The organism is Rhodococcus sp. WS3, from assembly GCF_003797085.1.
GTDB classification, from domain to species: domain Bacteria; phylum Actinomycetota; class Actinomycetes; order Mycobacteriales; family Mycobacteriaceae; genus Rhodococcus_F; species Rhodococcus_F globerula.
The window spans coordinates 2,503,871-2,516,137 of sequence record NZ_RKMA01000001.1 but is presented as its reverse complement, the minus strand read 5'-3'; the positions used below and the strand labels follow the sequence as shown (position 1 = coordinate 2,516,137).

Below are 12,267 nucleotides of genomic sequence, written 5' to 3'. Positions count from 1 at the left end.
GAGGCGGGTAAGTCGGTTGTTCTGACCTACCAGGTGAAGATCAACGACGGTGTTGCCGGCGGCGTTCTGATCAACAACAAGGTCACGGGTACTGCGAAGCCGCCGACCGGTCCGGAGATCACTCCTCCGCCGGTGACGACCGAGCATCCGGTGAAGGTTCCGGGGTTCACGGTCGCGAAGACTGCGGATCCGGTGTCGGGTACCAATGTTGCTGCTGGTCAGACGATCACGTACTCGGTGACGGGTGCGAACACGGGTAACACGACCCTTGATCCGGTGGTGTTGACCGATGATCTGTCGAAGGTTCTCGACAACGCGGTGTTGGTGGACGGTTCGCTCAAGGCAACTGTCGACGGTGTCGACGCGACTGCTCCGACCCTGTCGGGTACGACGTTGAGTTGGACTGGTGCACTCGAGGCGGGTAAGTCGGTTGTTCTGACCTACCAGGTGAAGATCAACGACGGTGTTGCCGGCGGCGTTCTGATCAACAACAAGGTCACGGGTACTGCGAAGCCGCCGACCGGTCCGGAGATCACTCCTCCGCCGGTGACGACCGAGCATCCTGTGGTGTCTCCGAAGATCGCTGTGGTGAAGTCTTCTGATCCGGTGTCGGGTTCGAATGTTGTTGCCGGTCAGGACATCAAGTACACGCTCACGTTCACGAACACCGGTAACGGTGCGGGTGAGGTCGCGCACTTCGACGATCTGCGTGGTCTGCTCGACGATGCTGATCTGGTTGCGGGCAGCTTGACTGCTGATGCTCCGTTGACTGCTGCGATGGTCGGTGCGGATGGTTTCTCGGTGACGGGAACCCTTGCGGCCGGCGAGAGCAAGACGGTGACGTACACCGTCACGGTCAAGGCTGATGCCGATCGCGTTGCGGCGAATGCCGACAACACGGTGCTCAACTTCGTTGTTCCGGGTACGACTCCTCCGGTTGATCCTCCGGAGGTGTGTGATCCGGCGACGGCGCTGTGCACCGAGCATCCGGTGAAGGTTCCGGGGTTCACGGTCGCGAAGACTGCGGATCCGGTGTCGGGTACCAATGTTGCTGCTGGTCAGACGATCACGTACTCGGTGACGGGTGCGAACACGGGTAACACGACCCTTGATCCGGTGGTGTTGACCGATGATCTGTCGAAGGTTCTCGACAACGCGGTGTTGGTGGACGGTTCGCTCAAGGCAACGGTCGACGGTGTCGACGGTGCTGCTCCGACCCTGTCGGGTACGACGTTGAGTTGGACTGGTGCACTCGAGGCGGGTAAGTCGGTTGTTCTGACCTACCAGGTGAAGATCAACGACGGTGTTGCCGGCGGCGTTCTGATCAACAACAAGGTCACGGGTACTGCGAAGCCGCCGACCGGTCCGGAGATCACTCCTCCGCCGGTGACGACCGAGCATCCGGTGGAGGGCACTCCCGCAATTGAGGTACTGAAGTCCTCTGATCCGTCCACCACAAACCGTGTGGTTGGCGGCCAGGAGATCACGTACACACTCACGTTCAAGAATGTGGGCACCGCGGATGGTGAGATCAGCTTCTACGACGATCTGACCGATGTTCTCGACGATGCAGTAATGACGAAGGATCCGGCTACCACTTCCACGCTGGTTGTTTCGGGTGTCGTTGACAACGTCTTCACGGTCACCGGAAAGCTGGCCAAGGGTGAGAGCGCGACAGTGACATACACCGTCAAGGTCAATCCTGAGATCGGAACGTTGTCGGGTCCCGGATTCACTCCGGGTGTTCTGAACAACTACCTGGTGGTTGGTGGCGAGAACCCGCCGGTGGACTGTGTCCCGGGCGACGCTCTCTGCACCGAACACCCGATAGACCCGCCGGAGACCACCACTACGGTGCCGCCGACGACCACCACGACGCCGCCGGTCACGACGGAGCCTTGTGTTCCTCCGACGACGACCACGGTGGTTCCGACCACCACGGCTGCGACGACGACGGCTAGCGCGACCACTGCCGGTGATGCTGATGTGACCGGTACGGAGGAATCCACCACTACGGAGGAGACCACCACGGACGAAACCACGACAGAAGAAGTTGTCGCGGAAGAGATTGTGGATCCGTGTGGCGTGACGACAACTACGCCGCCGACGACACCGGTCACGACGGACCCGCCGACCACGACGCCGCCGACCACGACGCCGCCGACCACGACGGTGCCGGTTACGCCGACGATCATCATTCCCCCGATCGTCGTTGTTCCTCCGATCGTCATCCCGCCGACGGTTCCGGGTCAGCCGGTTACGACCACGGTTCCGGGACAGCCGAAGCCGCCGACAGCAACCCCGGGTCAGCCGAAGACGACGACGCCTGCTCCTAAGGGTGGAACGATCAACTCGGGTGGTGGCGCTGGTGAGAGTGGCGTGAACACCACGTTGCTTGCAGCGGGCGGATTGGTTCTGCTGCTGGCGCTGGGAACGGGTGTTGTTCTCCTGACGCGTAGGCGTCGCGAGGATGGTGACAACTGATTCTCGTGAGAATCTGAGGTAAACGACGTGGGGCAGATCGCAGAGTATGCGATCTGCCCCACAGTCGTTTTCGTGGAGTGTTACGAGCCGATCCGAGAGCCGTCCTTCTTCCAGGCGGCGACTACCGACGGGCGAGGCTGGGAGGCGCCGCCGTCGGGCCAATGGGAAGCGGGGCTTTCGATGCTGGCATCGTCGGTTTCACCGGGGTGCTGGACGCAGACGATGACGCGTTTCTCGTCCACGATGGGACCGCAGGTCTCGGCGCCGACGGGAACAGTGAGGAACTGCTTTGTCTCACCCCGATTTTCGCCTTCGAGGACGACGCTGAACAGTCCGTCGTTGGACTTCAGTGCATTACCGTCCGTCGAGATCCACAGGTTGCCGTGCGGGTCGAAAGCAAGGTTGTCCGGGCACGAGATCGGGCTGACCTTGCTCTTGTCGAATCCACCGAAGTAGGTATCAGCTGTAGCCGGATCTCCGCAGACGAGAAGAAGATTCCAGCCGAAGGTGGTGCCGGCGTGATCGTCGGCGATTTCGAGGACCTGACCGTTCTTGTTGTTGTTCCGGGGGTTTGCCTCATCGGCCGCTGCGCCGCCGTCGACTCCGCGCTTGGTATTGTTGGTCAGCGCGACGTATACCTTGCCGCTCTTCGGGTTTGCCTCGAAGTCTTCGGGGCGATCCATCTTCGTTGCCCCGACCTTGTCACCGGCCTGGCGGGTGAAAACGGCTACCTCTTCGGCGCTCATGCCGTCGACCAACGATTCGCCCTTACCGTCTTCGCCGGTCCGCAGGATGGCTACCCACTCGCCGGTTCCGTCGAACTTACCGTCCGACGGCAGCTTGCCGGTTCCGTCGATCTCGCCGGCAGAGTTTCCGCTGAGCTTTGCGACGTACAGTGTTCCGGCGTCGAGCAGGGTCATGTTGTGGCGCATGGCCGCTTGGCTCTTACCGTCCTGCATCTTTCGGCTCGAGACGAACTTGTACATGTAGTCGAAGCGCTCGTCGTCACCGCTGTAAGCCACGACTGTGCCGTCGGAGGTGATGTAGATGGTGGCGGCTTCGTGCTTGAAGCGGCCGAGCGCGGTGTGCTTGACGGGAGTCGAAGACGGATCCCACGGGTCGACCTCGACGACGTATCCGAAGCGGTTTACCTCGTTGGGTTCTGCCACCAGATCGAAGCGCTTGTCGAAGCGTTCCCACTTACGTTCAGACGCACCACCGGCCAGGCCGTATCGCTTCAAACGTGGCGCGACAATGGGATCGGTGACGGCCTCCGCATTGGCGAAGTACTGATTGAAGTTTTCTTCGCCGGAAAGAACGGTGCCCCAGGGGGTTACGCCGCCGGCGCAGTTGTTGAGCGTGCCCAGAACCTTGGTGCCGGTCGGATCGGCGCTTGTCTTGAGGAAATCGCTGCCTGCGGCAGGTCCAGTGAGAAGGAATTCGGTTGTCCCGGTGATGCGACGGTTGTTGGCGCCGATTTCGGGAACCAGCTTGCCGGACCCGGAGTCGCCCTTGACCTGTACGACGGAGAGTCCGTGGCTTGCGAGGCCGATCTTGACCTGCTCTTCGGTGGGGTTCTCGGCGTCGTAGCCGCGGAACATTGCCGGTTCGGTGGAGTACTCGTGATTGACTACGAGCAGATAGGTGTTCGGCTGCCCCTCGACGGGCAGGAGGCCGGCGAAGTCGTTGTTGAATCCGAACTGCAGCGCCTGTGCTGCCGCGGTCTGGTTCTCGAAGTCGAAGGCCGGTGCTCCGGCGAGAACGGCGTCACCCCAGCGGATGACGACGCCCTGTTCGTACCCGTCCGGGACGGTAACCGCATCGGCTTTGTTGGGGGCGACGGCGGTGAAGTTGGTGCCGGCCGGCGTGCTCCCGGTGCCACCGTCGCTGCTGCCTGCCGAGCCGGTTCCGGGCGCGGCTTCGGCTGTTCCGTCCGAGCAGCCGGCGAGTGCGCTACCCGCCCCGACTGCCAGCACAGCCATGCCACTGCCGCGCAACATGCCGCGTCGGCTCAGGGCAGCGCGGGCGATATCGCGGAAGTACGCACCTTCCGAGGTGTTGGGCACCTCGTGCGAGCAGGCGTTTCCACACTTGTACTGGCAGGTGATCGACGCGCGTGAGGACACACCGTCGTGTTTGACAAACAGTGCCAAAGGCTTGATAGCCACCGTGAACTCCCGAGATTCGTTGAATGGTCTCGGGAACCGTAGAAGCCGTAAGCGAGGGTAAAGGAACGTAATAATGAACGGCAAAACAACGAGGCGACCCTTACCTGTAATTCATGAGGCGTCCCCGCGGGGACGCCTCATGACATTTGTCATCGCCGATCCGTGACAGTGTCACCGTAGGTGATGATGCTCTGCACTGTTTTTGGCTCAGACTTTCCGCGAGGCTTGGTGGCATGAGAGAACCACATGAAGGAAGCCTCCTGACGGACCTGATGGACATCGGACCAGCGCCCACGATGGGCCGTGAACTTGTTGTGATCGTTGTGAATATCGCGCTCATCGGAGTGGTGTTCGCGATCATCGGCTCCAATCCCGTGTTCTGGATTCTTGTTGCTGCTCTTGCTGTCTATGCGGGTATCCGATTCGCCATCGGGCTGCGCGGCTGGAACCGATCGGAGGCTGCGCGATGAAGGGCGATCCGGTTATCGAGGTTGAGGCCATGTCCCGGCGCTACGGTTCCGGAAAAGACGCGTTCTACGCGGTCCGCGATCTCGAACTGACTGTCGCGGAGGGTCAGCTGTTCGGACTGCTCGGAACTAACGGCGCCGGAAAGACATCCAGTCTCGAAGTAATCCAAGGACTTTCGCGGGCAACGGACGGATCGGTGCGCGTGCTGGGTATGGATCCGGTTCGGGAGCGCCGAGAACTCCGTCCGAGCTTGGGCATCATGCTCCAAAAGGGCGGCCTCCCTCAAGATCTCACAGCTCGCGAGAGTCTGTCGATGTGGGCCGGAACCTGCTCGAATCCCCTGCCGGTCGACGAGGTGCTCGAGCGAGTCGACATGCGCGATCGCAGTGACACCCGCGTGAAGTTCCTCTCGGGCGGCGAAGCGCGTCGACTTGACTTGGCTTGTGCCATTATCGGTCAACCGCTGGTGCTGTTCCTGGATGAGCCGACGACGGGTCTCGACCCCGAAAGTCGGCGTAATACTTGGCAATTGATCGCGGAGTTGAAGTCCTCTGGCGTCACCATCATGTTGACGACGCATTATCTGGACGAGGCCGAGTCGTTGTGTGATCAGTTGGCGATCATGCACCGCGGAACCGTAGTGCGCAGTGGAACGGTTGCCGAGGTGGTGGCGGATCATCCGGCGCAGATCAAGGTGCGCAGGCCGGATCTCCTGCTTCCGAACCTGCCTGGTGCCGAGATGCGCGTCGAAGGTGACGTGGTAGTCATCACTACTGCCACCGTGCAGGAAACGCTCACCGATCTTCTGATCTGGGCTCAGCGCAACAACGTGGCTTTGTCCGGGCTGGATGCGCGGGCAGCATCCCTCGAGACCGTATTTCTGTCCATAGCAGATCAATTCGACCATCACGTCAAACTCGAAGGGGCGCCGGTATGAACCGCATAGCAACTCTCTCTCGTGCGGAGTTCACCCTTCTGGGCCGAAACCGTCTGTTGCTCTTCAACGCTATAGTCCTACCTCTGATCTTCCCGATCGGAATTCTGATCATCTCGCGTGAGGGTGGTCTGTCCGACACAGCGGTAGCGTCGGGCCTCGAGATCTTTGCTCTCTTCCTGCTCGTGTTTGTCGTGTTCTACAACCTGCTGTCGGTGTATTCGACGCGGCGCGACGAACTGGTGCTCAAGCGTCTGCGCACAGGGGAGTGCAGTGACGCCGAGATTCTGGCCGGCCCTGCAGTGCCGTCATGGGTGCTGACGGGCCTGCTGACGGTGGTTGTAGGGATTGCCGTGGTGGTTCTGGGTGGGCGTGTGCCGGCCAATCCCGTACTGGTGCTGGTGGCGTTCATCGGTGGCGCCGCCGTATTCACCGCGTTGGCGCTCATCACCTCCGCGGTAACACGCAATGCGGAAGCCGCGCAGATCACGTGCATGCCGATCCTCATTCTGGCAACTGCGGGGATGTCGAGCATCAGAAATGTCGTGCCGGACAACATCGCTCGCGTTCTCGACTTCACTCCGATGGCTGCGATTCTCGATCTCGTGAATCTGGGATGGGTGGGGCGTACGTCGTCCGAACTGGCTGACGACGGCGCCGTCGCAGCGAGTTTTGCAGACACTTTCGTATCGGCCGGTCAACCGCTATTGGTTCTGGTCGCGTGGATCGTCGGGTCGGTACTGATCGCCAATGTGTACTTCCGTTGGGAACCTCGCTCTTAGAACTCTGAGAAGGTAGTAGGCATGATTGCGGAGAGCTTCGGACGCTGGAATCCGACCCGAACGTGGCGAACGGCGTCCAGTGTCGACAAGGTTCGCCTGTACACGCGTCAGTCGTTCTTTGTCCTCGGCATTTTCTTCGGGATATTCGGCGGTATTACCGAAGCGGCCATGCATCGCTACCTCGGAGCGCTCTTCGTTGTGATCAGCGCGGCCGCAGCCGTTGTCGCAGTGGATCGCATCCCCGAGTTGGGTGGGACCAGCACCGCATCGGTGAAGGTGCCAGTGGTGGTCATGACCGTGGCGGCGCTCTGCTCTGCGGTTATTGCCTTACCGGCTGACGACGCGGGGCAGGGTCCGTATTTCTGGCTGGCGATGATCGTCCCGGTGCCGTTTGCGGCTTTGGTGTCGTGGCGATGGGTGATGCTGGGAGCAGCCGTTGCTGCCGGCGTGTGTGCGCTTGCCGGGCGACCCGAGATCGGCATCCTGGTGGCATGTGTGGCGGGTTTCATGACCTTCACGGTGCAGCTGTCGGTATGGCTTTTGCGGATGGTCACCGAACTTGACGAGGCACGCGGAGCCGCGGCCGCACTGTCGGTAGCCGAAGAGCGCCTCCGCTTTTCGCGTGACCTTCACGACGTGGTCGGTCGTGCGCTGTCGGCAATCGCGGTGAAAAGTGATCTGGCAGCTACATTGTCGCGTCGCGGGGACGATCGCGCTGCCCAGCAGATGGACGAAGTGCGTGATCTCGCACAGGAATCCCTCGCCGAGGCACGTGAGTTGGTGCGCGGCTACCGATCCATTGCACTGGCGTCGGAGCTGGCGGGTGCGCGATCACTGCTCGAGGCGGCGGGAATTACCACCGACATTCGCGGATCTGCAGATGCCCTGCCCATCGAATTGGCGGAAACCGCAGCGTGGGTTGTCCGCGAAGGCGTGACGAACATACTGCGTCATTCTTCCGCGCAGCAGGCAGTTATCGAGGTAACAGGTGAATCCGTGTCGATAGCCAACGACGGTGCAGTGCAACAACGCGCAGGTGACGGTACCGGTGTGAATGGGCTACGGGAACGCGTCACAGCTGTTGGTGGCATCCTCGAGGTCATCCACGATGAAGGTACCTTCACGCTGACCGCACATTTTTCTTCCCCGATCAAGGAGTCTCGGTGACCGAGCCGATCAAGGTATTGCTTGCCGACGACGAAAATCTCATCCGATCCGCACTTGCGATGATGCTCTCGCTCGAGGACGACATAGTTGTTGTGGCCGAAGCGGAATCGGGAGAAGCAGCCGTTGTCGCCGCTGTGGAATTTCAGCCGGACGTTGCCGTTTTGGATCTTCAGATGGCCGGTATCGACGGGATCGAAACGGCGCAGGAGATCGCACAATCCGTGCCGGGATGTGCGTCGATCATTGTGACGAGCCACGGCCGTCCGGGCTACTTGAAGAAGGCGCTCGCGGCCGGTGTCCGGGGATTCCTTCCCAAGACGACGTCGGCAACGACCCTCGCGGAAGTGGTTCGCAGCGTTCACTCCGGTGGACGATACGTCGACCCGTCGTTGGCAGCCGAAGCGATCGGCGCCGGTGATTCACCGCTGACACCGCGGGAAGCGGATGTGCTCGAGTACGCGGCCGACGGTGCATCCATAGAAGAGATCGCGACCCGCGCACACCTGTCGGCGGGCACCACACGCAATTACTTGTCTTCAGCCGTCACCAAACTCGGTGCGGCCAATCGACATGAGGCTGCGGTGATCGCCCGCCGACAGGGGTGGATTTAGGGCCGATGGCCCCTACAACACCTGCGACAAGAACGCCTGCAATCGTTCCGTTTCCGGATCGTCGAATAGCTGTTCCGGAGTTCCTGTTTCGACAACGGCGCCACGATCCATGAATAGCACCTTGTCGGAAACGGAACGGGCGAAGCCCATTTCGTGAGTCACGACCACCATCGTCATGCCGGATTTCGCGAGGTCTGCCATGAGGGCCAACACGCCCTTGACCAGTTCGGGGTCGAGGGCCGATGTCGCTTCGTCGAAGAACATGACCTCGGGCTTCATGGCCAAGGCCCGGGCGATCGCCACACGTTGCTGCTGGCCACCGGACAGGTTGCCCGGGCGGGAATCCGCCTTCTCCCGCAGTCCCACCAGTTCGAGCTGCTCGAGGGCCAATGCGCGAGCCGCGTCCTTGGACAGTCCCTTGAGCTTGTTCGGTCCTAGCGCGATGTTCTCGGCCACCGTCTTGTGCGGGAACAGATTGAAGTGCTGGAACACCATGCCGATGCGCTGTCGCAACTCGTCAGGGTTGTCCTTCAGGACGGACTTCCCGTCGAGGAGAACGTCACCCTGCTCGGGCTCGTGCAGGCGGTTCAGCACGCGCAAGAGCGTCGACTTGCCCGATCCGGACGGCCCGATGACGGTGACGGTATTGCCGGCGTCGACGTGGAGGTTGACGCCCCGCAGGACCTTGTTGGTACCGAAGGACAGGTGCAGGTCCGTGCCGGTGAGGGAGACGGATTTCAGTTCAGAGCTGGTCATGTCCTCAGCCCCTTTCCACGACGATGGCCTGCTCGAGCGGATCCAACGTGCCGGAAGTGTCGGCGCGTCCCGTCCGGAGGCGATTGTCGATGTAGTTGACGAGGTGGGTCAGCGGGATGGTCAGCGCGAGGTAGAACAGGCCGGCCGCGACGAGCGGTGACAGGTTTCCGGTCTGGGCGTTGAGGTCGCGTCCCACGGCAAAAAGTTCGCGCTGTGTGACGAGCAGTCCGAGGAAGTAGATCAGCGACGAGTCCTTGATCAGCGAGATGAACTGATTCATCAATGCAGGCAGAACGCGTCGTACACCCTGAGGAATGACCACAAGCGACATGGATTTGCGGTAGCTGAAGCCCAACGCGCGAGAGGCCTCGAGCTGGCCAGGTTCGACGCTCTGGATACCCGATCGGAAGATCTCGCCGATATACGCCGACGCGAGTAGCGACAGCGCCGCGACGCCCAGCCAGTACGGGTTGCTGCCGGTGATGTTCTTGACGATGGGGCCGACGCCCAGGCCGACGATCAAGATGATGACGACGGCCGGCAGGCCGCGGAAGATGTCCGTGTAGACGCGCGCCGGCCAGCGCAGCCAACGCGTCCGCGAGATTCCCGCGACTGCCAGCAGCATGCCTAATACGGTGCCGATAACGCCGGACGCGAGCGCCAGAATGATGGTGTTGGGCAGACCGGTCTTCAGGAGATCCGGGAACGCTTGCTTGTACAGCTGCCAGTCGAAGAACGTGTCCTTGAGCTGCTGGAACGTCGACTTGGGCTGGTAGGTCGTCGTCTCGTCCGTCGTGGCAGGCTTCTCGGCCGCGAGGGCGGCGAAGTCCGGCAATTCAGGCGTCGCGGCGGCCTTGGAGCCGGGCTTCCAACCCTCGGGAAGTTCGCGCGGAACCCAGTCGGAGTAAAGCTCGGCCCAGGTTCCGTCGGCGATGACGGCGTCGAGACCCGAGTTCAGGGCGTCGATGAGTGGTTGGTTTTCCTTGTTCACTGCCCAGCCGACAAAGTTGTTCACCGAGAAGGTGTTCTGGATGATCGACGTGGGATCACCCGGGGCGATGGCGCCTTCGGCCTGCTGTGACGGTGCGACCCAGGCGTCGATCTGGCCGGATTTGAGGTTCGCGTACGCGGTTGCGTAGTCGGGGAACTTCACCGGATCGAGCTTCAAGGTGTTGACGACGTAATCGTCCTGAACCGTTCCCTGTACGACGCCGATGCGTTTGGACGCGTCCAGATCGCCGAAGCCGGTGATGGGGCTGCCGTTGGGTACGACGAGGGAGAAGTAGCCGAAGTCGTAGCCGTTCGTGAAGCCGACGGTATTACGACGCTCATCCGTGGTGGTGATGGACGAGGAGCCGACGTCGAAGCGGCGTCCGGCGACCTGCGCGAGCAGACCGGCAAACTCGGTGCCGACAAACTCGACCTTCAGGCCCAGCTTGTCTGCGATGGCTTTGAGGAGCTCGTTGTCATAACCGGTGTACTGATTCTCGGAGTTGACGCAGATGCTCGGCGGCGCGTCGCCGAGCGTGCCGACGGTGATGACACCCGGTTTGATCAGGTTGAGTTTCGAGATGTCGATCTGGTCGATCGGGGTGACGGTGGCCGTGGTGTATCGGTCTTCGGCGCCTGCACCTGCGGCTGCGTCCAGGTTTGTGGGCGCTGCGGTTGCAGCTCCCACTCCGGGAGGCGCACACAGGTCTGTGGGGGCTGCCGATGATTCCGAACTGCTCGAGCACGATGACAGAGTTAGCGCCAAGAGTGCGGTGAGGAGCAGTGCCACCACCAAGCGGATCTTCGCTGCGACGGAGGAAAACATGCGAGCAGCGTAGTCCTAACCGTAGCGATCTCCGGGTGGAAGAACGCTTGCAGATTTCGGACATCAGGCTTCTGCACTGGGCGCACGCGTTCAAATCAGCGTGATTTTAAGTATCGGCAGGTGCGAGAAATGGTCAGACTGCTATCGACAGAGTATCCATTGCTTCGGTGAGGCGACGCAGGTGAGCGGGCGGCGACTCGATCAGTGGAAGGCGCACGCCGGAATACGGGATGATTCCGAGTTCTGCCAGGGCGGCCTTGGCCATGACCGCACCTTGGGACGTGCGCATGATGGCGTCCACGATCTCGAGTAGCGAGCTTTGGACAGCGTTCGCGGAGCTGAGGTCGCCGACCCGGACGGCGCTGATGAGTTCGGCGTTGCGGTCGGCGAGGACGTTGCCCACGACGCTGACCACGCCGGTGGCGCCACACGCGAGGTAGGGCAAGTTGAGTTCGTCGATACCGCAGTAATAGGCCAGGGATGTTCGGGACATGACCGTCATTGCTTCGAAGAGGTCCCCCTTGGCATCCTTGACCGCCCGGATCAGGGGGTGGTCGGAGAGTTCGATGAGTGTGGAGGTTTCCATGGCGACGCCCGTCCGTGCGGGAACGTCGTAGAGCATTACGGGCAGTTCGGTGGCGTCTGCAACCGCGACGCAGTGGGCCACGATTCCGGCCTGAGTCGGCTTGGAGTAATAGGGGCAGACGAGTAGCAATGCGTCCGCTCCCGCTGCCTCGGCGTCGCGGGCACGTCGGACGCTGTCGGCAGTGTTGTAGGTGCCGACACCAGCGATCACCCGAGCCCGATTGTTCGACTGTTCGCTCACTGCTCTGACCAATCGCGTCATTTCGGGTTCGGTCAAGGTGGGCGACTCGCCGGTGGTTCCACCGACGACGATGCCGTCACATCCGGTGCTCAACAGGTGGTCGACGAGACTGGTGATGCCCGTTTCATCGAGCGTTCCGTCGGGGCGCATCGGAGTCACCATGGCGACGAGGTTGGTGCCGAAGAGTAGTTCGGCGCGGTGCTGCGAGATGGTCATGAAGTGATCGTGCCTTTGGCGATACCTCCGGTCCAGCGA

The 12,267-nt window shown here is 61.6% G+C and carries 10 protein-coding genes; 6 read left to right on the top strand and 4 right to left on the bottom strand.

The genetic code is table 11. The features are described 5' to 3' along the window. A partial coding sequence (locus EEB13_RS11415) for an isopeptide-forming domain-containing fimbrial protein (protein ID WP_141485593.1) occupies nucleotides 1-2,484 on the top strand: 2,484 nt, incomplete at its 5' end. A gap of 80 nt (nucleotides 2,485-2,564) precedes the next feature. Here the strand turns inward: EEB13_RS11415 and EEB13_RS11410 are convergent. Next, the gene (locus tag EEB13_RS11410) at nucleotides 2,565-4,652 is read right to left on the bottom strand and encodes a PhoX family protein (RefSeq protein ID WP_033237035.1); all 2,088 of its coding nucleotides are present in this window, start codon (nucleotides 4,650-4,652) and stop codon (nucleotides 2,565-2,567) included. Between the two features lie 233 nt (nucleotides 4,653-4,885). On the opposite strand from EEB13_RS11410, the gene EEB13_RS11405 reads away from it, so the two are divergent. From EEB13_RS11405 to EEB13_RS11385, 5 genes are read left to right on the top strand one after another with little or no spacing between them, the layout of a single operon-like run. Continuing rightward, complete coding sequence (locus tag EEB13_RS11405; RefSeq protein WP_239654660.1) at nucleotides 4,886-5,122, top strand: hypothetical protein; 237 nt, start codon at nucleotides 4,886-4,888, stop codon at nucleotides 5,120-5,122. After that, nucleotides 5,119-6,057, top strand: coding sequence for an ABC transporter ATP-binding protein (locus tag EEB13_RS11400; protein ID WP_033237037.1), 939 nt, complete (start codon nucleotides 5,119-5,121; stop codon nucleotides 6,055-6,057). Before EEB13_RS11405 ends, EEB13_RS11400 begins: the two co-directional genes overlap by 4 nt. Continuing rightward, on the top strand, nucleotides 6,054-6,836 hold the full coding sequence (locus EEB13_RS11395) for an ABC transporter permease (RefSeq protein ID WP_033237038.1): 783 nt from the start codon (nucleotides 6,054-6,056) through the stop codon (nucleotides 6,834-6,836). The genes EEB13_RS11400 and EEB13_RS11395 overlap by 4 nt, the downstream gene beginning before the upstream one ends. Before the next feature lie 21 nt (nucleotides 6,837-6,857). Then, nucleotides 6,858-8,003 carry a sensor histidine kinase gene (locus EEB13_RS11390; RefSeq protein WP_141485286.1) on the top strand — a complete coding sequence of 382 codons (1,146 nt, stop codon included), beginning with the start codon at nucleotides 6,858-6,860 and terminating at the stop codon, nucleotides 8,001-8,003. Further along, a complete protein-coding gene (locus EEB13_RS11385) occupies nucleotides 8,000-8,614 on the top strand; it encodes a response regulator transcription factor (RefSeq protein WP_033237040.1) in 615 nt (204 codons plus the stop codon). The genes EEB13_RS11390 and EEB13_RS11385 overlap by 4 nt, the downstream gene beginning before the upstream one ends. Before the next feature lie 12 nt (nucleotides 8,615-8,626). Here the strand turns inward: EEB13_RS11385 and EEB13_RS11380 are convergent, their stop codons facing one another. The 3 genes from EEB13_RS11380 to dapA form a co-directional block, all read right to left on the bottom strand. Further along, nucleotides 8,627-9,370 carry an amino acid ABC transporter ATP-binding protein gene (locus EEB13_RS11380; protein WP_033237041.1) on the bottom strand — a complete coding sequence of 248 codons (744 nt, stop codon included), beginning with the start codon at nucleotides 9,368-9,370 and terminating at the stop codon, nucleotides 8,627-8,629. Nucleotides 9,371-9,374: 4 nt separating this feature from the next. Further along, a complete protein-coding gene (locus EEB13_RS11375; RefSeq protein WP_033237042.1) occupies nucleotides 9,375-11,186 on the bottom strand; it encodes an ABC transporter substrate-binding protein/permease in 1,812 nt (603 codons plus the stop codon). Between the two features lie 133 nt (nucleotides 11,187-11,319). Continuing rightward, nucleotides 11,320-12,228, bottom strand: coding sequence for a 4-hydroxy-tetrahydrodipicolinate synthase (gene dapA / locus EEB13_RS11370; protein WP_141485285.1), 909 nt, complete (start codon nucleotides 12,226-12,228; stop codon nucleotides 11,320-11,322). Nucleotides 12,229-12,267: the final 39 nt, after the last annotated feature.

Excerpts from the sequence above, each read along its gene's own strand:
- EEB13_RS11405 (WP_239654660.1), top strand. The coding sequence starts at position 4,886 with ATGAGAGAACCACATGAAGGAAGCCTCCTGACGGACCTGATGGACATC.
- EEB13_RS11400 (WP_033237037.1), top strand. The coding sequence starts at position 5,119 with ATGAAGGGCGATCCGGTTATCGAGGTTGAGGCCATGTCCCGGCGCTAC.
- EEB13_RS11395 (WP_033237038.1), top strand. The coding sequence starts at position 6,054 with ATGAACCGCATAGCAACTCTCTCTCGTGCGGAGTTCACCCTTCTGGGC.
- EEB13_RS11390 (WP_141485286.1), top strand. The coding sequence starts at position 6,858 with ATGATTGCGGAGAGCTTCGGACGCTGGAATCCGACCCGAACGTGGCGA.
- EEB13_RS11380 (WP_033237041.1), bottom strand. The coding sequence starts at position 9,370 with ATGACCAGCTCTGAACTGAAATCCGTCTCCCTCACCGGCACGGACCTG.
- EEB13_RS11375 (WP_033237042.1), bottom strand. The coding sequence starts at position 11,186 with ATGTTTTCCTCCGTCGCAGCGAAGATCCGCTTGGTGGTGGCACTGCTC.
- dapA (WP_141485285.1), bottom strand. The coding sequence starts at position 12,228 with ATGACCATCTCGCAGCACCGCGCCGAACTACTCTTCGGCACCAACCTC.